The sequence below is a fragment of the Paenibacillus sp. EKM211P genome, assembly GCF_011066175.1.
Taxonomy (GTDB): Bacteria; Bacillota; Bacilli; order Paenibacillales; family Paenibacillaceae; genus Paenibacillus; species Paenibacillus polymyxa.
Genome location: NZ_JAAMNS010000006.1, coordinates 115315 through 139591, shown reverse-complemented (window position 1 = coordinate 139591; position 24277 = coordinate 115315). Strand labels below are relative to the sequence as shown.

Below are 24277 nucleotides of genomic sequence, written 5' to 3'. Positions count from 1 at the left end.
GATGGACTGACTTATTTAAGCTGTGCTTCCGCTTGTCCTTGAGCGTCCTTCAGAACTGCATCTACATCTTTTCCGTTCAGGTAGTTTTGAATTTCAACAGTCATGATGTCCTCAATTGCATAAGTGTGCAGGCCATAATTGACTTTTGGAACTTGTTTAGTCCAATCAGCAAATTTCTTGTATACTTTGTCGCCACCGAAGTAAGCATCTTCCACGTCATAAGCTTTACCGCTGGAAGCTGCGTTCAATGAACCAACAATTCCGATTTTGCTCAGCATATCTTGATACAGCTCTGTATCTGAACCAAATGTTTCTTTCAGGAAATCAGCAGCGGTATCTTGACCGTCCGAGTTGAGGACATACCAGGAGCTGCCGCCGAGGCTGGAAGCATTCACGGATTCAGGTATATTTTTCAGTTTAGGGAAAGGTACAACAGCCCATTTACCGGATTGCGAAGCTTCTGCCTTAATTGAAGGTGTAATCCAGTTACCTGTAGGTACAGAAGCAACTGCACCGCTGTTGAATGCGGCCAAGAATTGACTCCAGTCGGCATTCATTTTAACAATGTTGGCGTCGAACAAGGCTTTGTACGTCAAGAGCGCTTCTTTCAGAGCTGGATTACCAGCCAGGTTTGGTGTTTTACCGTCTTCTTTCAGGTACCAGGAACCCGCTGTTTGGATCATGCCACGGATCAGACCGAGGTCATTCGGATCTTGAGTCAGCATATCTTTGCCTGTTTTTTGTTTTACAGCTTTACCGATTTCAATGAATTTGTCCCAATCAATATTGGTCAAGTCTGCCACCTTGTAGCCAGCTTGTTCCAGATAATCCGTTCTTACATACAATCCCATAACGCCAGAGTCGAAAGGAACTCCGTATTGCTTGCCGTTGTAGCTGGTCGGCCCGATTTTATAATCAGCGAAGTCGGATGCTTTGATCGAATTAGTCATATCATGGAAAGAATCGGGATAGGCTTGCAGGAAGTTCTGTGCCCGGTAATCCTCAATTAGAACCACGTTTGGCAATCCTTTAGTAGAACCGGAGTTGAGGCCGGCATTCATTTTTTGAACGATATCGTTTTGAGCATATTCGACAATGTTTACGGTTACATCTGGATGTTTGGCAACATAGCGATCTTTTGCCAGCTTCAGGGCTGCGATGTTGAAGTTCGGGTCCCAAGCCCAGACTGTAATTTCTTTCTTGCCTGAATCTGTGGTCGTAGCTGCTTTCTCAGAATTGCTGGAGCATGCGGATAACAAGATCAAGCTTGCAATCAGCAGAAGGAAAGACATTTTTTTCATTTTGTTCAACCCCTACTCTTTTTTTATATGTTGCTAACCATGTAGAACTTTTTTTGAAAGCGGTTACCTTGTTTATGAATTTAGTTTATCATCCTTGCTTTACTGGCAGTTAGGAATATCTTTATACAGATTGGTCTTATTATTATGATTTATCCAAAAAGGTACCGCTTACATTTGTGTTTTCTTTAGGTTTAGGTACTTTTTATAGGAGGGACTAAAGATATTCACGAAGCGCCACTGCGCAGCCGATGGTGCTTCCCATCGCTGTTGCTTGTAAGCACCATTCGGCCCACTCTGTTCTCGCTCCATATTTATGGGGTAGGAGGAGCGGGTTTTACAATTAGAGGCAGTGTCATTCTTACTTTGGTGCCCTCGCCCTTCTTGCTGGAGATGGTCACACCATATTCTTCTCCATACAAAAGGGTAATGCGATTGTGTACATTCTGAATGCCGATGCCTGTAAATAGTTGGCGTTTGCTCTTGGGATTCGGCAGTCCGTCCTGCGCTGTATTTCCGTCCAAATCCATACCGTCTCCATCGTCGACTACTTCACAGATCAATGTATCCTCTGTTTTCGACACCAATATATAGATGTGCCCTGTATTTTTCTCATTAAACGCATGGAAAAAAGAGTTTTCGATAAAAGGCTGAATGATAAGCTTGGGCACATGATACTCCAGACAATCGGGTGATACAAAATAATTTACCTGTACCCGCTGCCCATAACGCACATGATTAATAAATACATAATTTTGCATGTTGGCCATTTCCTGCTCGATGGTGATCGTTTCGCTCACATTGCTGATTGTATTTTGCAGCAAGGAAATGAGCGCATTAATCGTCTCGGCGGCGGTTTCCTTGTTTCCTTTGAGTACCAGCATTTTGATTGAAGCCAATGTATTGTACAGAAAATGTGGATTGATCTGCCGTTGTAGTGCAGCAAGCTCTGCATTTCGTTGGCCTTTTTGGGTTTCTAAAAGCTTACGAATATAATCATTTAGTTCATCGAGCATGTAGTTGTAAGCATGACTTAGCTGTCTGACCTCGTAGCTGCCCGTAACCGGGATATAATTATCAAAATTTTTCTCACGTATCGTCGACATTTGCTTGACCAACCGAGTCAAAGAACGAATCAGGCGACGAGAAATCAGAAAAACAATCACCAAAGCAATCAGTACGATGGCGATGCAGATCCATACAACAGATTTAACGTCAATAATTTGCCCAACCGCGGTTTGTCTATCGATCATGTTCACCAGATAAAAATCAAATGAAGGGATATAGTTGGAAAGAACGATGCTCTCCTTATTCATTACATCCGCATTAATATAGTTTAGTCCCTGTTCATTGATTTTGGTGGCATAGCCCAGCAGCTCACTGGAGCGTTGTCCGATTAGGTCCTGACGGTTGCTCGATACGATCAGTCCTGATTTGTCCAAAATAAGCACATCATTACCGTTACTCGTGAAATTGTTATAAAAACGCCGAAATTCTGGCTCCCGAATGGCAATGTAGATCATTCCGTACAAGGTGCCACTGGTTCGCTCCATAAATGGTTTAGAGGCGATAATATAGGGTGAGGGTTTTTGGACGGTGCTAGTCATTTGTTGATGAAATAACTCCGTATCCATTTGATACATAAGCTGTGCCGGGCGTGCTACACTTCGGGCCGTAATAGCACTGCTCTTAAGCTGCTCCGCAGTTACAGGCCAATAGGAGGAATCGGAGTAAAAGCTCCGTCCGTTCAGACCTGTTACAGCGACACCGACATCATAAGCATCGACGTTCGATTTAATTTGCTTCATTTGCTGTGCCATACCGAAGTAAATCCTTGCCGAGTTAATCGAGTCAGATTGGCCGCTAGTCAAATAGTTTTTGACGGTTCCATTTTCCGAAGCGTGGGTTACAGCATTCACGATAGAGTCATTGAAGGATTCAAAGCTGGATTGAATCTGGCTAAGCACCTTGGCATTGGTAATACTGAATGTCTCAGCGAATAGTCGTTCAGACATTCGAATCGTCACCAAAGAGGTCAGCAACGATACCGCAGTGATGCTGACCACCATAACAATAAAGATTTTGAAGAACAGACCTTGATATTTGATCTTATGGATATATCTTTTCATATGTTATCTCTTTTCTGCTGGCAGATATGCGCTTGTTCTCTAATGGAGATGTTCCCGGCGGTACTGACTGGGAGAGTATCCCTTCACTTTTTTGAACACTTTAGTAAAATAGCTGGGGTCCGAATAGCCTACTGTACTGCTAATATCTGAAATGGGCAGCGTCCCCGATCGCAGTAGTTCAGCAGCTTTTTCAACCCGAATTTTGTTCAGGTACTCGCTAAATCCCTCTGTATGGTGTGCCGTAAAATAACTGGACAAATAAGAGGGGTTAAAATGGAAATATTGCCCAAGGGTCGTCAAATTGAGTGTTTCAGCATGATGTTCCTCAATATACTCCAGCAATTTTTTCATGCTTGCACTACTTCCTTGCTGCGTCTTAGCCAGGATCTGTCGGTTCGCTTCCTCCAAAAAAGTCTCCAGCAACCGTACGGCTTCATGTACATGAGGGGCATCATTAATTGTTTTGAAATACGAATATTTCGCCGCATCCAGCTCCTTCATATCATACCCCTGATTCCCGAGCAAAATTGTAATGTTGAACACGATATTTCCGAGCAGCGATTTGAATTCAAAAGCGGTCGAGGTATAGTTGCCGGACATGGCGGCTACATAAGACCTCAAATCCTGAAAAGCTGTATCAAAATGCTCACGCTTCATCTCTTCCGTAAACTGTTTTAAGTTAAACGAACGATTCACCTGAACAGGCTGAGGGAGTTCATCTTCTATGAGCAGTGCTGTCTCCGGGAAATAAAAGCGATAGCTTAGCAGCTTCGGCAGTTCATCCTGATAGACATCGCTAATCTGATTAAAATCATCAAATAGATGACTGACCGCCCAGCCCGTCTGCGGATCGAGCTGCTTCATCTCTTGAGCAACTTCCCTAACCGCAGCCATCCAGGCATCTAATTCCCGTGGCCCCAGATTGGCTAAAAAAACGGCCGCATACCCATCCGATGGCAGCTGGCGCAGAACCACGTGTTCACAGGCAGAGGCTACTCGATCTGTAAGCTTGGAAAATAGGTCTGAAGCAGAGAGAGTGGTAGAGCGTCCCTTATCTTGCTGTGCCGACTGTTCTATACCTATGAGCGCAAAACGGGCATAAGGGAATGCTTGCTTCAGCAGCTCAGCTTCATAGTCTATGCTATAGCCGGAGATCAATTTCTCGATCACATGTTCCATCGTAATTTGGTTATTCCCGGCATCCTCTTGATACTGAATGGATGGAATTTTGCGGGCTGTTCGCTGGAGCACCTGAAGCAGCTCATCTGTGTCCAGCTTGGGCTTTAAAATATAGTCAGCCACACCTTGCTGAAAGGTGGAGCGCACATAATTAAACTCGCCGTAGCTGCTGAGCACAATCACTTCGATATCTGGATAGTTCTGTCTGACGATGCGTGTCAGCTCCTCGCCATCCATGATCGGCATTACGATATCCGTAATGACAATATGAGGACGCAAGGCTTCAATCAGCTCCAGCGCCTCTTTCCCATTGGAGGCCTCGCCTACAATTCGAAATCCGTATTGTTCCCACGACAAATGATGTTTGATCCCTTGCCGTACCAATATTTCATCATCTACAATTAAAATGTTGCATAGCTCATTCATGACAGCACTCTCCATAATTATATCTATTCAAAAAAGACGCCATTAAGGCGAGGGCCTAATCATCTGACGGACATAGTTGATAACGCTTCCAACTTTAACTAAAATCTAAAGCTTTTAATCTTTACATGCTAACATAAACGGCAGGGTGATTCCAAAAATAATTTAGTTCAAATGGCATACAAAAGACAAAAAAGGCTGCCGAGAAAATCTCGACAGCCTGAACAACCGGGATTACTTTATACAGTACCCCATGTCCGATCTCCTGCCAAATATTTTTCAGTCAAAATAGACAGCAGTTGAATACCAACCTCGTTATGTCCTCCCTCAGGCAGGATCAGGTCGGCGTATTTCTTGGAAGGCTCAATAAATGCCTCGTGCATCGGTTTAACCGTCGTTAAATAGTGATCATGGATCGAATGGATGGTGCGACCGCGTTCCTCAATATCGCGAAGAACCCGACGGAGAATGCGAACATCTGGATCCGTATCCACAAATACCTTAATATCAAGCAGGCTGCGGAGTTTTTCGTCTGACAGTACGTGCAGACCTTCCAACATAACGATATGATTCGGCAGAAGCTCTACCGTCTCGTCCGTGGAACGAGCATGAACCGTAAAGTCATACACGGGCGCTTGAGTTGCTTGTCCTTTTTTCAGACATTGAAGATGCTCAATCAGCAAGTCGTTGTCAAAGGCAAACGGATGATCATAGTTGACCAAAGCACGTTCGTCATAACTCAGATGTGAATGGTCTTTATAGTAGTTATCCTGAGATATGAAAGTCACTTTATTAGATCCCAGACGCTCAACGACGGCGCGTGCGACCGTCGATTTACCGGAACCTGTACCGCCGGCAATACCAATAATTAGCATGGCGTTTCACTTACCCTTCCCTAAATGTATCCCGATACAACTCAAGTATTGTAGCACAATGCACGCTTTTTTTCATCAATGTTGCACGTTGTATTTCTTCCATTTCCGGATCTTGGCCCTGAATGTTTTGAACGGTGCTACGGAATTGATATGAATCCATCTCGCCATAGGCCAGTTCGGATTGGTGCCTGTCCACTTGTGAACGCCCTGGGTGAAGAGTTCTTCATGACTGAGTGTGTCCACCCAATCCAGCCACGTTTGCTCAGCCAACTTGAACATATCGCGTAATTCATATAGAGAGTGGTGGGAATAGGTCTTGTAGAATGATTGGTATAGTTCGCCTAGTCTATTCCACTTATAATTCGGGGCAGGCATGATGACGGTTTTCCCTTCTCGTTCGTCTCTGTCCCAACTCATGACAAGATGAAGCCATCCAAGCTGATAGGCTATCATTTCTGCAGGTGTTTTATCTACTTCGTCGATTCGAGTATCCTTGTGGCTTTCGTCGATGTCCTGGAATTCACCGTCAAACCGTAAGTAGGCGGTATGAATGGCTTCTTTTAACTCTGATTTGGAAGCGTAGTCGTAGCTAGACATCTAATCGCTCCTTTACATGATATTGGTGATACTCACCCTTTATATGTACCATTCTCAATATGACAACCGTATGTCTTATTCAAAAATAAAAAAATCTCGTTTTTTGTGATTTTATGAAACATCATTTGGTGTGTTCGCGAAAAAGAACGAAAAATTAATAGAAAAATTAAGACAAAAGATAAGTAATTAGACATATTTTAATATTTATTTAAGTGCCTATAATTATTGGAGTATAGCGATTAGGGGCCCTCATTGGTGTATGGATATGATTTCCTCCATCAATACGTTATATACCGTTTGCTTTAGTATTCATAAATCCAATTGAGAAGGGAATTGTTATATGAAATCGAGTTTGTTAAAAAAATGTGCAAGTGTAATGTTAAGCAGTACGTTGGCACTGTCTTTATCATTACCGCTATTAGGCCATGCACAGGCTGATGAGAATGTACAGGTAAGTGATGATTTTGAACAAGGAGAAGCTCGAGGCTGGTCCGCAGATTCGGGGAACTGGTCTGTGGTCAAGGACGGGAATGGTTCTACATACCAACAATCTAGTCGAAGCGAAAGCCATTCCGTTAAAGGAAATACCTCATGGACGAATTATAGTGTGCAAGCAGATGTATATGTAAATGATTTTAATGGCTCTAATCGAGTATATGTGGCAGGTAGATACACAGATTCTAACAACTTCTATGCAGCATCGTTGTACAATAAGAAAGGCGGAGCCCTTGAGATTCGTAAAAAAGTTAATGGATCTATGAAGACATTGGCTACCAATAAAAAATACAAACTAGACACCAATACATGGTACAGAGTGAAGCTGGAGCTATCCGGTTCGGAAATCAAAATGTATGTTAATGATCAGCTGGAGTTATCCGCCACAGACACTAGTCTCACTGCTGGAGCTATGGGTCTGGTAACGTCTAAAGCAGTTGCCCAGTTCGACAATGTGATTGTATCGGGTGCTTCTTCAGAAGGGAATGCAAGTACACCACCTGTGAAGCCGACACCGGGTCCGGGTACAGAACAACCAACTCCAGGGATGGACCCCGGTGTAACCTCCAAAAATAATTATAATTTGACTGGCTTTTCGTATGGTAATACAGGTGGTGGGAACATTACCGATACCGATGCTAATTACAAAAAGGTGTACAATGCTGTAGATCTCAACGAAGCACTGAAAAAAGGCAGCAAGGTTAAAGTGATTGAAATTATGAACGATCTGGACCTTGGCTGGAATGAAATCCCTAGCGCTGCGAAGGCAATGCCATTTAGCGCCAACAATCCTGTACAAACACATCCTGTTCTGAAAAAGACAGGGGTGAGCAAAGTCTATATCGAGAATATGAATGGAGTTACGATTTTCTCGGCCAATGGTGCGAAAATCAAGCATGCCGGTTTTGTTATCAAACGAAGCTCTAATCTGATTTTCCGTAACCTTGAATTTGATGAACTGTGGGAATGGGATGAAGCAACCAAAGGAAACTATGACAAGAATGACTGGGATTATATTACCATCGAAGGTGCAAGCTCTAAGGTATGGATCGACCATTGTACATTTAACAAAGCCTATGATGGCCTGGTAGATGTGAAAAAGGGCAGTAACGGAGTTACAATTTCCTGGTCATTGTTCAAAGGAGATGACCGCAGCTCCAACAGCTGGGTAACCCAACAAGTCAATGCCATGGAAGCAGATAAGTCCTCCTACCCTATGTACGCTTATTTGAGAAGCAGTGCAGTGGGCATGAGTAAAGAAGATATCATTGATATTGCAGCAGGACAAAAGAAAGCGCATCTGGTGGGTGCCACGGAAATGGCAGGCGACAATGCGGATTTGGAAGTGACGCTGCATCATAATTATTATCTGGATATTCAGGACCGTATGCCACGTTTGCGTGGTGGTAATGCGCATGCATATAACATCGTTATGGATGATGCTGGATTGGCCAGAGCCAAAAAAAGAATTACGTCCGACATGGCCAAAGCGATCGCTGCCAAAGGATATCATTTTGACGTCGTGGGTAATGGTGCGATTTCAACAGAAAACGGCGCAGTGCTGCTAGAAAAATCGTATTTAATTGATGTGTTTTCTCCGGTGCGTAATAATCAAAAAGACCCTAACAAAGCGGATTATACAGGTGAAATCAAAGCCGAGGATGTTATCTTGTCGGACAACGGTGCCGTGTTCAGAGGCGGCAGTGACGCTGCGAATAGCCCGTTAGCTCCTTATCCAGCAAAGGCTAAGAGCTTCTCTTGGAATGGGTTCACAACGTTGCCATACAGCTATACAGCCGAAGACCCTGCCAACTTGGTTGCTCAATTGCAGGCCAAGGACGGAGCGGGCGCAGGCAAGCTGAACTGGTCGAGTGAGAACTGGCTCAAAACGGTGTACAATACAGCCGCTACGAAAGATGCACAAGTGGAAGAAGATTCCGAGTAGGTAGTTTTGAAAAAAAGCAGTCAGGACAGATGCGCTCTGTTCTGACTGCTTTTTTTGTTAAACATGTTTAGGCTGCGTTCGGTACGAACTTAACCAATAACGACAAATGAGGATACGCCAGCAGGTACGGATCTAACGCGGAATAATACTCCATCATCTCTAAAAGTACGCAGAATATAAGGCTGGTTCGTAGGTGTGCGGACTCTGTTGAATCGGGCAGTACCAAAGCGGTCGAAGCCTGCAGCTTGGACAAAGGTTCCATCTAAACGCCGGAGTGTTGCAAAAAATCCAGACGTGTTAAAAGGTACACCATCATTGTTAGCCCAGATAACTGTGAATCTACGAAGGGTTTGTGTTGGACTCACATTGCGATATCTCGTAACAGGAACCTTTCTGCCCGTAGATTTCAGCGTTTGTGGAGGACGAATGGCCACTAAAAATCAACTCCTTTGTTGTGATGAGATATTAAATGCACACAAAGGAGTGTTGGACCGTGCTATAAACTACTCTTCCTTAAAATAGGCATATAACGAACTTAGCACCTCATTATGCCCAATCGCGCCGTAGCGTGAAGAGGTCTTTTAACGCGTCTGTAGACAGCTCAGTAATCCAGCCCTCGGTGCTGGTGATAATTTGGTCACTGAGCTGCTGCTTGCTCTCCAGCATTTCATCAATACGTTCCTCCAGCGTACCCAACGAGATAAATTTGTGAACCTGTACATCTTTGGTTTGTCCCATCCGGTAGGCTCGGTCTGTGGCCTGATTTTCAACAGCCGGATTCCACCAGCGATCAAAGTGAAAGACATGGTTGGCAGCCGTCAGATTGAGACCCACCCCCCCGGCCTTGAGCGATAAAATAAACACAGACGGCTGCTCGTCAGGGGGAAGCGTATGCGATTGGAATTGCTCAATCATTCGGTCACGCGCAGTTTTGGATGTACTACCGTTCAGATAGAGCACGGGTTCTTGAAGTTCCTGAGCGAGTACCTGCTGAAGCATCTGTCCCATACCAATATACTGTGTAAAAATAAGACAGCGCTCGCCCTCTTCCCGCAGCTCCTTGACCATAGCCAGAATGCGCTCCAGCTTGGATGAACGGCTAATAACCGCTTCAAGATCGGGCTGACTATAACCAGAAGCTGCTGCATCCAGGAGCGCCTCCTTAGTTAAGAGAGCAGGGTGGTTACAAAGCTGCTTCAACTGGGTCAGGGCTGATAAAATGGCTCCTTTGCGCTCGATCCCCTCCAGCTTCTGCATCCGTTCCATCAGTTCTTTAACAATCTGATCATAGAGCGCACCCTGCTCGGAGGTGAGGTGAATGTACGTTTTCATCTCATTCTTGTCAGGCAAATCAAGCTGTATCGCAGGGTCCTTCTTTTTGCGACGTAGCATGAAGGGCTGAACCAGCTTTTGCAAATCCAACGTGCGCTGCTCATTATGTTCTTTTTCAATAGCATTCATGAAGCGATTGCTAAAGGCGCGTGAGCTGCCCAGATAACCTGGATTGATGAAATCATAAATGGACCATAGCTCGGACAGCCGATTTTCAATAGGTGTTCCTGTCAACGCGATACGATGACGTGCAGGGAAGCTGCGCACAGCTGTGGATTGCTTGGTTTGCGCATTTTTAATGTTTTGCGCTTCATCCAGGCAGATCGAATCCCAAGTCATGCTCTGCAGCAGCTCTTGGTCCAGAGTTGCCGTAGCGAAGGAGGTCAGGATGACATCAGCTTGCTCGACTTTTTCGCGGAACAAGTCTCCTTGCTCCCGTTTGCTTCCATAGTGCAGCATGACCTTCAAGGAGGGAGCGAAGCGGCTGAGCTCCTTCTGCCAGTTGCCCAGCACTGAAGTCGGGCAAATCAGCAGCGAACTGGAGCGCACACCTGTCTCGGCGGCAATGTCCTGTAGGTGCAGTAAATAAGTGATAAACTGCACCGTTTTGCCGAGTCCCATATCATCGGCTAGGCACGCGCCCAATCCGAAGCGTCGCAAAAAGGCAAGCCATGCATACCCGTCCTGCTGATACGTCCGCAGCTCGGCTTGCAGCCCATCGGGTACGTCCAAAGCGGGCCATTCCGATTGCCGTCCGAGCTGGCTGATCAGCTTCAGTAGATGAGCGTTCAGCTCTACTTCCAGTCGGAAGCGTGCCGGGTCCTCCGGCTGCTCGCCCGAGGCGTCGCCTTCAGGCTCGTCGGTGTTACCAAGCAGATGCAGCTGCAGGATGTCCTGAAAGGACAATCCCTGAGTGCTGTCGATCCCGGCCATGGCGCGGCGGATTTGCGCCAGCAGCGCAGGGTCGAGCGCGATCCATTGGCCGCGGAAGCGCACCAAGCGCTCGTTGCGAGCCACGAGCTCGGCGAACTCCGACTCGCTCAGATCGGCATCGCCGATGGCCACACGCCAATCGAACTGGACAATGGAGTCCAGTCCGAACAGCGAGCTGCCCTTCGAGCGCTCTCCCGCACCTTCGCCTGGGCGAACCTTGGCTCGCAGCTTTGGCTTCTTGCGGGTGGCTGCCTCCCACCAGGCTGGCAGCAGCACCTGCCAACCGCTTTCCAGCAGACGCTGGCTGTCGGTCGTCAGGAATTGCCACGCTGCCTCGTCGGAGAGCGGGCGACTCAGTATATCGTCGTGGCTTCCGGCACGCTGGCCTGCGGGCAAAATAGCGGTCAAGCGTTCCAGCCACCCGCCTGAGCGCTCACGCACATGCGCCGTCCACGCTTCGGGCCATGAGCCGGAGGCATAACCGTCATCGGCGAGCTGTACAGGCACCAGCAAGGCCGGGTCCTGCTTGTCCTGCAACACAAGCTTGAGCTGCCAGGACGGCTCGTCGTCCTCCAGCTCTGGCTCCAGTAGTTGCAGAAGCGGACGGAACGGCGCCGTATCGGACTTCCAGCCAATGGCGATCAGCCATGCCTGAGCATCCAGGCCTGCTGCGACCTGGCGTTGGGGAGCGAAGAGAATCGGATATTCTCTTCGCAAGTCAGCAGCTTCCGCTTCGGTGCCGTACCAGCGCTGAAATACAGCGGCCGAGAACGCCGCTACCAGCCCATCGCGCTCGTTCTCATCCAGGTTGTCCAGCAAAGCAAGTTCTGCTGGTTGGATGCTTTCCAATGCTTCTGCATCCCACTTCCAGTGCAGCTTCCCTGCCTGGAACGACGTGAAGCTGGGCACATAGGCTTTCGTTTCAATACAGTGAGCCAATGGAGGGATCAGCCGAAGCCACGGGGCATTGGCCTCGTCCCAGATCCATTCGATATGCTGTAGAAGCTCCTGCTCTGCCAGAAAAGGAATCACTTGCTCCGAGGGCAGCACGATAATATCTGTGTCTTGAACATGCTGAATCTCTAGCTCGGTGCCATAAAATGAAGCCTCATGCCAAGCAAACAGACGTTGCTTCAACATTTGACCGGAAATGCTATAGTTCATGGAGGAATCGCCATAAATTAGCGCGTCTCCATAGGTAGTTAATTGGATGTGCACCGTAATCGTTTCGGTATATTGGCTCATGATAACAATTTCCCTTTCCGCAATTCCTCCTGTAGCGCCCGCAGGCGGCTGTGACGGCTGGTAAAGGTCATGAAGAACAGCTCCCAGCGTGTTTCTTGCTTCATTTTTTTGTACAGCTTGAACAATCGCTTTAACAGCTTAACTGCCGCTTTATAGCTAGATCTGTTTTTTTCCAGCACATAACGTTCTACCGCTTGATGGTAAAAGGGCAGCAGCAACTCAGGCGCGTTCTTTTCGATGGGTTGCAGCACGCTCACCCGAAAACTCAAAGGTTCACTGCGTATGCTTAGCTGATAGTCGATCCATTGCCGCCATTTTTCATGAGCAAGCAGGGCCTCTTCATACATCCCCCCGGCAAATGGAAGCATACCCATCAGCGTGTCCCACATGTCCTGTTCTGCTTCTGGAAGGTGCTGCAACACCAGCTCCCAATCATGCATATAATCCTGTAAATGATCGTCCCGATGACTGTGAAGGAGGGGGCCGATATGCTGCAGTCCATCCTTGAGACGTACCCAATCTGCGGCCTGTCGCAATGCATGTAAGAACAATAGCAACTGGCTGGAGGAGATTTTTAGTGGAAAAGCTCGTTCCGCCTCCTCTAGCAGTTCCCAGGCTTTAGGATCCTGCGCTTGGTAAACATACATCCAGCTCCGAGCCAGCATCCACGGAAGCCGTGCCAACGTAGCACTATGCTCCTCTTCAGCTGAATGTAAATGCTGCAATTCCTCCGCATATATGCTGGATTTCTGCCTTGCAGGATGCACCCAGTACAGCCAAAACTGATAGTACGCGTCTGAAAAATAAGTACCGTTCCGCGACTCTGTCAGCATTTTTTGACGTAAATAAGCTAAAGTTTCTGCCATACGAGCTTCGTACATCGGTTCATCAGTTAGCTCCAGAGGACGCTCAAAATCACGCTCGATCGCCTCTTTAAGTTCATCTGCGGCGATTTGGGTGTAGTAGCCCATATAGCTATGAGTGGGATAACCCGTCATGGGGGCCTGGGGTACCAGCTTCTCCAGCACACGCAGATGAGCATGTAGTCCATATAGCTGCTGCATACCGGGTAAGAGCGGCGGCTTCACAGCATAGATCGAAGCTAAAGCACTTTGCACATATTGGGAATTTTGAGTGTGCACATGATTAAGGGCGATACACTGATCGAACAGATCATGCCATTCGGAAACGGGCATGTCCGGTAGGTTGCTTGCTTTTTTACGGAGAGCATCTCTTGTTGCTTCCTTGTGATCCGGCGAAGGGTTCGACCGGAAAGCAGGTGTGGTACGGGTGTCTGCTTTTGTAGTCAGCCGTGTGAATCCTGCCGAATGAGCGTTCACTAATGCATGCACGGAACGTTCCTGTTCATTCGCGTAATTCAGCAATACGGCGATCATATGCTTGCAGTTGGTGCGAACAGGGCATGTACATCTGCTGGCAGCAAAAGCACTCAAGTGGAGATCCACTTCGTAGAGCTCATTCCCGTCCACGACAGCCGCGATATGGTCAGCATCAGGCATTGCGAATTCTTTGACCTTTCCCTGCTTGAAATACTGAAAACCTCGTTTGATCGTCACATCATTAAAATGGTCAGCCACGTTTTGAATAAGCTGCTGCCACTGTATATCATCCATAAGATAGGTTGGTTTCATATGCATTAGTCTCCTAAGAGAGAATAGTTGATCTGATATTGACCTGATAGTAGCTTAACTCTTCCATTATATCAGTTCACGAATGTAAATTGAGTGGAGGGAGCAGTTGGGAAATTCCGAAGAATAACCGCTGGGGTAAAAAGTGAAAAACCCCTTACGCTATAGCATAAGGGGGGAGTCATTGGCAAGAACGAGGAGGGAGTATCCTCTACTTCTTCCCATTTGGCTTCTCTGTTCGATGGAAGACCATAGAGATGACGAGAAGCACCAAAGGTACTGCCGCGCATACAACAATTCCGAAATAACCTATTATTTTATCAAAGTTGCCTATTTCAATAAAATTTTGGGGATACATGCTCAGGCAAAATAATATAATTAATGGGAGATAACAGATAAACCTGTTCCACTTTTGGGTGAGTTGGCTGATCCCAGCTACAATATAGAAATAATAATTTGAGGCGGTCATGAAAATTTTGATCGTCCACAAAATGATAAATAATATTTCAAATCGTTCCAGGAACGCGCCGGGGAATTCAATTTGCTGTGCAAAAGAAACGACGGGCCACTGCAATCGGGAAACTTCTTCAACGGACATACAGCCAACGACCATCGTTACCATTAAAATATACAAACCCATTGCAATCGAGTAGCCGATCCACCCGGCCTTCCATGCTTTTTGGGGGTGGGTCATCACATTAGTTAAGATAAGGATCGATTCAAAACCCATTGTAGAGAAAGGTATAACTTTAAGTGATTCAAAGATCGGATGCCATCCTTTATGGAAAACAGGGCGCAAATTATCAAGATTAAAATGGTTGATATTAAGAACGATCAACAATAAAAAAACAATAAAGGTTAAAGGGAAAAAAAGCTCGATCAATCGAACCATTGCATGGAGACCGCCCCAGGTCAAATACCCGATAAGCAGAAGAAATGGCAAGAGAATCATGCTTATTGGGGTTCTCTCCAGTGCAAGACCCTTGAGAAATTCCGCCATCATTCTACATACAAGAGAGCAGATCATCATGCAAAATACAATAAATGCAATATTGATCAGAAGGCCGATGAATTTACCTACAATCACAGGATTGAATTCATAGAACGTCTTCCCTGGAAATCGTCCGCACAATTTAACATGGATAAAAATGACAACGATTCCAAGCAGAGTTGCCAGCAAAAGTCCCTGCCACACGTCGGGCGTGTGCGTCTTCTCCGCAATGGTTCTTGGTAAGCTGACAATACCCACAGCATACACGGTCGAAGTGACGGTAAATAAGGCTTGCAGGGTGGATATTTTTTCCTTTTTCATGGAAGGTATATTAGACATTATTCACCCTCTCCTTTTGTATAAGCACCAGTTCGCTCGATCTGTACTTTAGCCTTAACATCGATTGGTATTTGACTGAATGTATCTTGCCAATTTTCCTTTACCTGATCCCAGTAAGCGGGATAGTTCACTTTTACTTTTGTGCCAAAACCGACCACATCTGCTCTCATTTCTTTCTGGAGTGTGTTTAGCGATTGGGATACGGTATGTTTGATTTCATCCTGTGCCTCTTGTGTAGCGGTTCGGATGAACGATTCCTTCAAGAAGTCCTCAAAATCAACCGAATTTTCGTTTAATTTGATATCTGCTTTAATACGAACTGTGAATGAGAGATCCTGTCCATTGAGGTGGGGAATAAGTTTTGTATGGACATCCTCAACTTCAAACACCATGGATTGATTTGACTTTGAGCTCTCAGTTCTAATAATTGAGCCCTTCGTTTTTCCCAGCATCCAGTTGATTCCGATGACATCCTCTTCGTCCAGCCAATAAGCAAATTTCTTCGTTTTGCCGCTGACCAGAGCTGCGCCTGAGAAGTGGTTGCCTCCATTGGTTTCTAGACATTGAATGAGGAAGTCAGCTCCTTGTGAGATATGCGTAGAAATTTCTCCTAAGGTTATTCTATAAGGTATTTTTGAGTTTAAATTGCTGTTTTTAGCCATTGCTTCAAGGTCAATAGAAGGGATCTCTTGATGTTTACCGATCTTATTGAGCGCTTCTTTTGCATTGCCTTTTATGATCATAACAAGTGATTTTCGACTTGGTTTATAGGAGCGAGTAAACGTATCTAACAACTGGTCGATTCTTCTTTTTTGTATAGCTTGATCACTAATCAAAATCAGGCGAATAAAACTATATAAAGGAGCACGGGATACCTGCTTGGCCTGTTCCCTGGAAGCAGACTGGATGGAATCCTTGTTAAAGGTTGTTACGTTGCTGTACATATTTTTTTTGGATTTCTGCACGATTAAGTGCTGGTAGGTAAGTTCCAGCATATCCTGCTGATCCATATCAATGGCGACACCTTGAATAATACTCAAGTTATCGATCTCTCTGCTATCCCAACAACCGGTGAGGAGAGCACACACGATCCATGCGGCAAAGCATTTTTGCACCCAGAGGGTGCGACGAAACAGAAAGGCGTAAGAAATCATAGGTTTACTTCCTTTTCCTGTTAGAATGTGTTTCGTCCTGTGTTTTTAGCATGATCGGACGCTTTCTGAGGTATTTAAAAGGAACCCGTATCAAGGTGTCTTGTTGATCTCTTAGCCGAACAGGGGCCAGGGGTGACATGTAAGGAACTCCAAAGCTTTTGATCTGGACCATGTGTACGCCTAAAAAAATAAAGGCTAAAATTACTCCATACAGCCCATAAACCCCTGCGATCATCATAATGGGAAAACGAAGAAGCCGGATTCCGATACTGCCGCTGTACTGCGGGCTTGCAAAGGACGCAATGGCAGTAAGACCAACAACAATAATCAGAAAAGCACTTACAACCGCCGCCTCGACAGCTGCTTGTCCAATAACAAGACCGCCTACAATACCGATGACCTGTCCTATCCCTTTGGGTAGCCGCAGACTTGCCTCACGCAATATTTCCAATGCCACTTCCATAATTAAAGCCTCCACAAAAACGGGAAAAGGGATTCCCTCCCTTGAGGCAACGATAGATATGACCAGCTCAGGCGGGATTAATCCAGGATGGAAAGAAATGAGTGCAACGTACAACGAAGGCAGGAATGTTGCAATGAACAACGCCATTAAACGAAGCATACGGAAAAATGTTCCTAAAGGAAAACGCTCATAATAATCCTCTGGGGATTGAGCCAGCATCCAGAAGGTCATGGGAGCAATTAGGACAAAAGGGGTGCCATCTAGCATAATGACAACCCTCCCTGACATTAAGGCCGTTATCGCTTTATCCGAGCGTTCAGAGGCTTGAATCTGGGGAAACGGAGACCATGGATGTTCCTCGATCCATTGCTCAATAACCCCGGTATCAGAAGCATCATCCACATCAATCGTTTTGACTCTTCGCTTCACTTCCTGAACTAGCTCCGGATTTGTGATATCCGATATGTACAAGATTGCTAATTTACGGGAGGATCTCCTTCCAATGGTTATTTTGTCTATTCTGAAACTAATATCTTTGATGTGCCTTCTAACCATTGCCAGGTTACTTTCCAAATCCTCAATAAAACCTTCCCTTGGTCCTCTAACCAAAGTTTCGGTGCTGGGTTCATCAACACTTCGCGAAGGAAATTTGCCTGTAGAAGCAAAAAAAACATCATCCGTTCCTTCGATCAGCAGACAAGTATATCCCGATAATACTTTGCTTACACACGTCTCAAGGTCTGTCCCTTCTGTCATATCGATCGTAAATGCTGTCTGCTGTATCAACTCCTCCTTTATTTTCTCAGGATTAACTTGGGAGTGGTTTTCACGGACTCCAGTTAAAATGAGCGGCTTGACGATTTGTTCGTTAATCATACTTGTATCCGCAATACCGGAGAGATAGATCATAATGACATGAATTCCCGTTTGGCCTACATTCATTTTTTTGAAGACGACATCAGGAAGATGACCCAGGGTCTTTTTTAGATGGTCCAATTTCGCCTTGAGTGGTCTTGCCAATGACGTTTCCCCCTTCAAAAAACTTAAGCATGATATGCATGTAATATGTGTAAAATAGTGATAAATATTCATGAATCCTTTTGTACAGTACAAGAAAAAAACGAACACCTAATGGTGTTCGTCTCTAGTCATACATAACGTCATATGAACTTAATCAGAATGAGATCATTTTTTGAACTCGTAAAAATGTTCCTCCAGCATACTCAAAGAAAGCTCGGCTGTAGTGGCTACCACGATATCCGCACCTTGCATTTGCGAAGGCGTTCCTACACCGACCGCGAACATCCCGGCGCCCTTGATCGCCTGAATGCCGGCCTGTGCGTCTTCTATGCCGATACAATCGGCAGGCTGAACGCCCAAATTCGCAGCTCCGGCGAGGAAAATTTCTGGGTCAGGCTTGCCATTCCGAATGGCCGTAACATCCACCACACTGTCAAAATAGTGTGCTAGCTCCAGCCGATCCAGTATAAACGCTGCATTTTTGCTCGCAGAGGCGAGCGCGATGCCGGTTCGGGCTTCACGAAGCTCCTTCAGAAGCGCTTTAATACCGGGAAGAACGTCTGCGGGAGTTAAAGCTGAGATAAGCCGCTGATACTCGGTGTTTTTTTGCATGGCCAGTTCTTGCTTGCCTTCTTCTGATAACGTATCGGACAGGTTACCACGCACTAGTATTTTTTCGAGTGATTCCGTACGGCTGATTCCTTTTAACTGTTCATTAAATTCCCGATCAAAAGGGATGCTGAGCGCTGCCGCCAAGCTGCCCCATGCCTGAAAATGATATTCAGCCGTATCTGTAATGACTCCGTCCAGATCAAAAATAACTGCTTTCATATGCTTTCCCCCTGTCTGGTCCATTTATGAAGCACTGTTCGCCATTAACGATTGCCCACTGGTAATGTGCGTTGGCTGTCCATACAGCTCCAGCGTCAGCGGTTCTCCGTCCAGCAGGGTAATGACTACTTCACCCTCCTGTACGAGAATACTTAGCAAGCGGCCGCGATAGTTGATTTTAAACGTATATTTGTTCCAGTCCTTCGGCAGAAAAGGGGAAAAGCTGAGTGTTTCATTATAGGTTCTCATCCCGGCAAATCCCTGTACAATCGCCAGCCAGCTTCCTGTCATGGAGGTGATATGGAGTCCGTCTTCGGTATCGTTATTATAGTTATCCAGATCCAGACGGGCCGTCCGTTTATACATTTCGACTGCCTTATCTTCCATTTTGAGTTCAGCGGCCAGCACGGCATGAATCGAAGGAGATAGACTGGATTCATGAACGGTCATCGGCTCGTAAAATGCAAAATTTCGCGCTTTTTCCTCCAGCGTGAACTGGTCTCCAAAGAAATAGAGCCCTTGCAGCACATCTGCTTGCTTAATGAAGCAGGAACGTAGGATTTTATCCCATGACCATTTCTGATTAAGTGGCAGATTGCTCGGATGCAAAGTGGATACAGGCTGCAAATCCTTATCCATAAAGGTATCGTGCTGTACGAAGACGCCTCGCTCTTCATCATACGGATAATACATGTTGTTGATGATATCTTGCCAATGTGCAAGCTCATCAGCTGTAACTGCCAGGCGCTGCGCTTTCTCAGTCGAAATTTGAGGCAAGACCGATAATGTATATTTCAGAACCCATGCAGCCAACGTATTGGTATACCAGTTATTATTGACGTTATTTTCGTATTCGTTCGGCCCAGTAACCCCGTGGATCATATACTGCTGACGACTGTTGGAAAAATGAACCCGATCGGCCCAGAAGCGGCTAATTTCGACCAGTACATCGATTCCGTATTCATGCAGATAAGTCAAGTCACCCGTATAATTGGTGTAATTGTAAATGGCATATGCAATCGCACCGTTACGATGAATTTCCTCGAAGGTAATTTCCCATTCGTTATGGCATTCCACGCCTGTAAAAGTGACCATAGGGTACAATGCCCCTCGAAGCCCTTGCTGGGCTGCGTTATGCTTGGCACCTTCCAATTGTTGGTGACGGTACAGCAACAGATTTCGCGTTACGTCCGGGTCTGCAAGCGCCAGGTACATAGGTACGGCATATGCTTCTGTATCCCAATAGGTGGCACCGCCATATTTTTCACCCGTAAAGCCCTTCGGTCCGATATTCAGACGGGCATCTTCACCGTAGTACGTAGAGAATAGCTGGAAAATGTTAAAGCGTATTCCCTGTTGGGCCTCCGTATCCCCCTCGATTTCGACATCTGCCTTGTCCCAGCGTCTGGCCCAAGCGTCGATATGCTCTTGCTTTAGAGAGGTGTAGCCTTTGTTCACAGCTTCCACGGCAATGCGTTCAGCTTGCGGAATCAATGCATCCTTTTCCATATCGCGTGAAGTGGTGACGGCTACAATTTTTTGCAGTTGGATACGGTCCCCTGGCGAGACGTTATATTGATAGTGGCGTGCAGCATACAAAAAGCTCTCTTCCGTCGTCTGCTCATCCTGTCCCTCGGTTACAATACCCATGGTAGCGTTTACGGTAAAGCGCGGAATACCGAAGGGATTATCTATCGTCGTTGTGGACAGACTGATGAATTGCTCTTGAACCTCACGGGCCTCTTCCAGCCAAAATACCTCGTCATAGTTGGTGTCCTCATTTTTCGTATTGCCGTCCAAATAAGGAACAAGCTCAATGCTTAAAGGCTGATCGCTTATATTTTCGACCTGATAATCAATCAGGCATAATTCACGTGTGGTAATGCTCAGAAAACGCTCTGTAGTGATACGAACCTGGTCGTTCACAGTACAAGCGCGCCGCAGGATTCCCTGCTTCATGTCCAGCTCCTGCACAAAATCGCTGATCTGTGCCGTAAATAAGTCCACTTCCTCTTGGTTTACAATCAGACGGATGCCGATGAAATTCATAGCATTGATGACCTTGCCAAAATATTCAGGATAGCCGTTCTTCCACCAGCCTACCTTTGTTTTGTCAGGGAACCATATACCGGAGATATACGTCCCTTGATGATGATCCCCTGAATAAGTTTCTTCAAAATTGCCGCGCATGCCCATATAACCGTTGCCTATGGACGTTAAGCTTTCCTGTAATCGCATGTGTGTGCTATGTAGAGTGTGTGTTGTCAGCTTCCAACTATCTACGTCAAATAATCGGTTGTAAACCATGATTGCGTACCCCTCTCGGAAAATGAGATCGTTGTTTTAACGGAACCAATATATGAGCGAGTTCAGTATATAGTGCAACCGTTTGCCCTGTCAACGCAAAAAAACTGATTTTATGAATATCCACAAAATCAGTTCTTGTTCATTTCTTAGAGATTCATAGTGTCTGGCTTGATTTGCGCTCTACAATTCGGTGGGGAACAATGATGTGCTTGGTCAATTCTTTCGGGTCTTTAATTTTTTCGATCAGACTTTTGGCAGCCTGATAACCAAGGCTGAAGATATCAATATCCACGGAAGTAAGAGGGGGATTCATCAGCTCAGCCAGCATCAAGTTATTAAAGCTCACCATGGAAAGCTGCTCTGGCATGGATACGCCTAACTGAGCAAGCATTTTCTGTACGGCCATGGCTACAAGGTCATCGCTAACGATCATCGCTGTAGGTGGCGGGGAAGCCTGTAATAACGTGCGCATGTCCTCCAGATTAAAGGGCTCCCTAACCACGTATTCTTTTGGTAGAGGCAAGCCAGCCTCTCGTAGCGCATCTTGGTAGCCTCGGAGTCTTTCAAGATTTACGATGTGTTCCTGATCACCGCCAACATAAGCAATGCGCTCATGCTTCAGCCCCGTCAAATAAGTGACCACATCTTTGGCAGCCTGGTAGTTATCGTTGTCTACATGGGTAGTTTCACTGACAAACTGCTGAGGCTTGCCGATGACGGTATAGGGGATTTTCTCTTTATGAAGATACTCCACGATGCTGTCCTTTTGCTTGGAGTACAGGACAATGTAGCCGTCAACGCGTCCGGTCCGGGTCATCAACTTTACGCGGGATAGCAATTCATCACTCGTCTTGCCTGTGACAATCGACAGTGTATAGTTGTGCTCGTTTACCCATTCGCTGATCCCGCGTAGGCTTTCCGGAAAGAAAGGATTCTGAAAGATCGCCACGTCCGATTCAGGCATAATAATGCCTATCGACTGTGTGACACGGTTAGCCAGGCTTTGAGCGGAATAGTTGGGTTCATAGCCAAGCGCCTTCATTTCTTTGCGAACGCGTGCCTTGGTGGCTTCGCTGATTTTGGGGCTGTCTTGAATGACACGGGATACGGTGGAAGTAGCAACTTTAGCACGTTTTGCGACATCTTTGATGGTTACTGCCATCGTCTTCGTCTCCTTTTGCTATCTCAAGCAGAAAATATTATGTTCTATCATACGATATTGCTCCAATTTCAACAAATTAGCGGCTTTTTCGAGTATTTCTATCATCATTAACCAAGATATTTATAACTAGGGTATTGCCAATAGAAAGCGATATCATTATAATAATCGTGCAACCGATTGCATAATATTTTTTATTGAGCACTACCCATGCTATACATACTATAAGGGATGGAGACTGAACGAGCATGAAAAAACTTCTATCATTTGATTTTTGGCAAAAGCTTGGGAAGGCACTTCTTGTGGTTGTTGCTGTCATGCCAGCAGCCGGGATTATGATTTCACTTGGTAAAGTAGTGGCGATGTTGGCTGGCGATATTCATTTCTGGGTGACTGTCGGCGGGGTCATGGAGAATCTGGGCTGGGGCATTATCAACAACTTACACATCCTGTTTGCCGTGGCGATTGGTGGTTCCTGGGCTAAGGAACGAGCGGGCGGGGCTTTTGCGGCTCTAATTGCCTTTGTTCTCATCAATATTTCAACAGGAACGATTTTGGGCGTATCCTCGAAGATGCTAACCCAGGAAGGAGCAACCACTCATACCCTCTTCGGTGCAACGATTCCGGTTAGTGGTTATTTCACCTCTATTTTGGGGGCTCCTGCACTCAATATGGGTGTGTTTGTCGGTATTATCTCCGGCTTTGTCGGGGCCGTGGTGTTTAATAAATACTATAATTATCGCAAGCTCCCCGATGCTCTAGCTTTTTTTAACGGTAAGCGCTTTGTCCCTTTTGTCGTGATTTTATGGTCTGTAATCGTTAGTTTGATCATGTCTGCTGTCTGGCCATTTGTCCAAGGAGGGATTAACCAATTTGGCGTCTGGTTGGCGACTTCGGGAGAGTCGGCTCCTTTTGTAGCGCCGTTTGTCTATGGTACACTAGAAAGACTGCTGATTCCTTTTGGTCTTCATCATATGTTGACCGTTCCTATTAACTATACTCAACTTGGTGGCGTTTACACGGTGCTCACGGGTTCTGGAGCAGGAAGCGTTGTTGCTGGGCAAGACCCGCTGTGGCTGGCTTGGGCTAGTGATCTCAGTGCGCTTCGTGGTACGGATCCGGCAGCCTACAACAGCTTGCTGGGAGACGTAACGCCTGCCCGCTTCAAGGTAGGACAGATGATCGGCGGAGCGGGTATCCTTATGGGGCTGGCCGTGGCTATGTATCGCCGCGTAGATAAAGATAAACGCAGCAAGTACAAGTCAATGATTTTCTCTGCAGCAGCAGCCGTCTTTTTAACAGGGGTGACGGAGCCGCTGGAGTTCATGTTTATGTTCGTAGCGCCCGTGTTGTATGTAGTTTATGCTATTCTTACCGGAATCGCGTTCGGAATGGCTGATATCATACATCTGCGTTTACATTCATTTGGTATGATTGAACTGCTGACTCGATTGCCATTGTCTATAAATGCGGGGTTGGTACAGGATATAATCAACTTCGTGCTGACTTGTGTTGTGTTTGCGGTAGCAACCTACTTTATCGCGTATTTTATGATCGGTAAATTCAAAATGGCTACGCCAGGAAGACTGGGGAACTATACGGATGAGGAGCCCCAAGCGACTTCCGAGGCAGAGAGTACATTAACGGATGGTGTGGCAGCGGTTTCAACTCAAAATCAATTGGCTGCGGATATCATCAAGACACTTGGGGGTGAGCAGAACATTGTCGAGGTGGATGCTTGCATGACCCGTCTGCGTGTGACGGTGAAGGATACAGAAGCTGTCGGGGATGAAAAGACGTGGAAAGCGCTAGGCGCCTTGGGCTTAATTAAAGTAGATAATGGGGTACAAGCGGTTTACGGACCAAAGGCCGATGTGCTTAAATCAGATATACAAGACATACTCAATAGGTGA

Annotated in this window: 16 protein-coding genes; 2 read left to right on the top strand and 14 right to left on the bottom strand. The window is 46.1% G+C overall.

Features of this window, described 5'->3' with window-relative positions; genetic code table 11:
• Positions 1-11: 11 nt before the first annotated feature.
• From G9G57_RS12095 to G9G57_RS12075, 5 genes are all read right to left on the bottom strand, one after another.
• A complete protein-coding gene (locus tag G9G57_RS12095; RefSeq protein ID WP_016820162.1) occupies positions 12-1301 on the bottom strand; it encodes an ABC transporter substrate-binding protein in 1290 nt (429 codons plus the stop codon).
• 311 nt (positions 1302-1612) lie between these two features.
• Complete coding sequence (locus G9G57_RS12090) at positions 1613-3427, bottom strand: cache domain-containing sensor histidine kinase (RefSeq protein ID WP_019685819.1); 1815 nt, start codon at positions 3425-3427, stop codon at positions 1613-1615.
• A 39-nt stretch (positions 3428-3466) separates the two neighbouring features.
• Positions 3467-5032, bottom strand: coding sequence for a response regulator transcription factor (locus G9G57_RS12085; RefSeq protein ID WP_017425627.1), 1566 nt, complete (start codon positions 5030-5032; stop codon positions 3467-3469).
• Between the two features lie 236 nt (positions 5033-5268).
• Entirely contained in the window at positions 5269-5904 is a 636-nt protein-coding gene (gene udk / locus G9G57_RS12080) for a uridine kinase (protein ID WP_013368919.1), read from the bottom strand.
• Between the two features lie 75 nt (positions 5905-5979).
• Positions 5980-6501 (bottom strand): ClbS/DfsB family four-helix bundle protein, encoded by a 522-nt coding sequence (locus G9G57_RS12075; RefSeq protein WP_019685820.1) that lies wholly within the window; start codon positions 6499-6501, stop codon positions 5980-5982.
• A 340-nt stretch (positions 6502-6841) separates the two neighbouring features.
• Here G9G57_RS12075 and G9G57_RS12070 point away from each other — a divergent pair, with 340 nt between their 5' ends.
• Positions 6842-8941: a pectate lyase family protein gene (locus G9G57_RS12070; protein ID WP_164964995.1), complete on the top strand. Its 2100-nt coding sequence runs from the start codon at positions 6842-6844 to the stop codon at positions 8939-8941.
• A gap of 89 nt (positions 8942-9030) precedes the next feature.
• On the opposite strand, the gene G9G57_RS12065 is transcribed toward G9G57_RS12070, so the two are convergent.
• The 9 genes from G9G57_RS12065 to G9G57_RS12025 form a co-directional block, all read right to left on the bottom strand.
• Positions 9031-9375 (bottom strand): hypothetical protein, encoded by a 345-nt coding sequence (locus G9G57_RS12065; protein WP_016820169.1) that lies wholly within the window; start codon positions 9373-9375, stop codon positions 9031-9033.
• A 112-nt stretch (positions 9376-9487) separates the two neighbouring features.
• On the bottom strand, positions 9488-12451 hold the full coding sequence (locus tag G9G57_RS12060) for a DEAD/DEAH box helicase (RefSeq protein WP_164964994.1): 2964 nt from the start codon (positions 12449-12451) through the stop codon (positions 9488-9490).
• Positions 12448-14103 (bottom strand): SWIM zinc finger family protein, encoded by a 1656-nt coding sequence (locus G9G57_RS12055; RefSeq protein ID WP_164964993.1) that lies wholly within the window; start codon positions 14101-14103, stop codon positions 12448-12450. The genes G9G57_RS12060 and G9G57_RS12055 overlap by 4 nt, the downstream gene beginning before the upstream one ends.
• 208 nt (positions 14104-14311) lie before the next feature.
• A complete protein-coding gene (locus G9G57_RS12050; protein WP_107734445.1) occupies positions 14312-15430 on the bottom strand; it encodes a GerAB/ArcD/ProY family transporter in 1119 nt (372 codons plus the stop codon).
• On the bottom strand, positions 15430-16584 hold the full coding sequence (locus G9G57_RS12045) for a Ger(x)C family spore germination protein (RefSeq protein ID WP_164964992.1): 1155 nt from the start codon (positions 16582-16584) through the stop codon (positions 15430-15432). Before G9G57_RS12045 ends, G9G57_RS12050 begins: the two co-directional genes overlap by 1 nt.
• A 4-nt stretch (positions 16585-16588) precedes the next feature.
• Positions 16589-18067, bottom strand: a complete 1479-nt coding sequence (locus G9G57_RS12040) for a spore germination protein (protein ID WP_107734446.1) — start codon at positions 18065-18067, stop codon at positions 16589-16591.
• A gap of 165 nt (positions 18068-18232) precedes the next feature.
• Positions 18233-18898, bottom strand: a complete 666-nt coding sequence (gene pgmB, locus G9G57_RS12035) for a beta-phosphoglucomutase (RefSeq protein ID WP_164964991.1) — start codon at positions 18896-18898, stop codon at positions 18233-18235.
• Between the two features lie 24 nt (positions 18899-18922).
• The gene (locus G9G57_RS12030) at positions 18923-21205 is read right to left on the bottom strand and encodes a glycoside hydrolase family 65 protein (protein WP_164964990.1); all 2283 of its coding nucleotides are present in this window, start codon (positions 21203-21205) and stop codon (positions 18923-18925) included.
• A gap of 154 nt (positions 21206-21359) precedes the next feature.
• The gene (locus tag G9G57_RS12025) at positions 21360-22367 is read right to left on the bottom strand and encodes a LacI family DNA-binding transcriptional regulator (RefSeq protein ID WP_017425636.1); all 1008 of its coding nucleotides are present in this window, start codon (positions 22365-22367) and stop codon (positions 21360-21362) included.
• Between the two features lie 245 nt (positions 22368-22612).
• Between G9G57_RS12025 and G9G57_RS12020 the strand changes: the two genes are divergently transcribed.
• A complete protein-coding gene (locus G9G57_RS12020) occupies positions 22613-24277 on the top strand; it encodes a PTS transporter subunit IIBC (protein ID WP_016820178.1) in 1665 nt (554 codons plus the stop codon).

Coding starts and splice junctions, on each gene's coding strand:
- pgmB (WP_164964991.1), bottom strand. CDS start 18,898: ATGAAAGCAGTTATTTTTGATCTGGACGGAGTCATTACAGATACGGCT.
- udk (WP_013368919.1), bottom strand. CDS start 5,904: ATGCTAATTATTGGTATTGCCGGCGGTACAGGTTCCGGTAAATCGACG.
- G9G57_RS12095 (WP_016820162.1), bottom strand. CDS start 1,301: ATGAAAAAAATGTCTTTCCTTCTGCTGATTGCAAGCTTGATCTTGTTA.
- G9G57_RS12025 (WP_017425636.1), bottom strand. CDS start 22,367: ATGGCAGTAACCATCAAAGATGTCGCAAAACGTGCTAAAGTTGCTACT.
- G9G57_RS12090 (WP_019685819.1), bottom strand. CDS start 3,427: ATGAAAAGATATATCCATAAGATCAAATATCAAGGTCTGTTCTTCAAA.
- G9G57_RS12060 (WP_164964994.1), bottom strand. CDS start 12,451: ATGAGCCAATATACCGAAACGATTACGGTGCACATCCAATTAACTACC.
- G9G57_RS12075 (WP_019685820.1), bottom strand. CDS start 6,501: ATGTCTAGCTACGACTACGCTTCCAAATCAGAGTTAAAAGAAGCCATT.
- G9G57_RS12045 (WP_164964992.1), bottom strand. CDS start 16,584: ATGATTTCTTACGCCTTTCTGTTTCGTCGCACCCTCTGGGTGCAAAAA.
- G9G57_RS12050 (WP_107734445.1), bottom strand. CDS start 15,430: ATGTCTAATATACCTTCCATGAAAAAGGAAAAAATATCCACCCTGCAA.
- G9G57_RS12070 (WP_164964995.1), top strand. CDS start 6,842: ATGAAATCGAGTTTGTTAAAAAAATGTGCAAGTGTAATGTTAAGCAGT.
- G9G57_RS12030 (WP_164964990.1), bottom strand. CDS start 21,205: ATGGTTTACAACCGATTATTTGACGTAGATAGTTGGAAGCTGACAACA.
- G9G57_RS12020 (WP_016820178.1), top strand. CDS start 22,613: ATGAAAAAACTTCTATCATTTGATTTTTGGCAAAAGCTTGGGAAGGCA.
- G9G57_RS12085 (WP_017425627.1), bottom strand. CDS start 5,032: ATGAATGAGCTATGCAACATTTTAATTGTAGATGATGAAATATTGGTA.
- G9G57_RS12055 (WP_164964993.1), bottom strand. CDS start 14,103: ATGAAACCAACCTATCTTATGGATGATATACAGTGGCAGCAGCTTATT.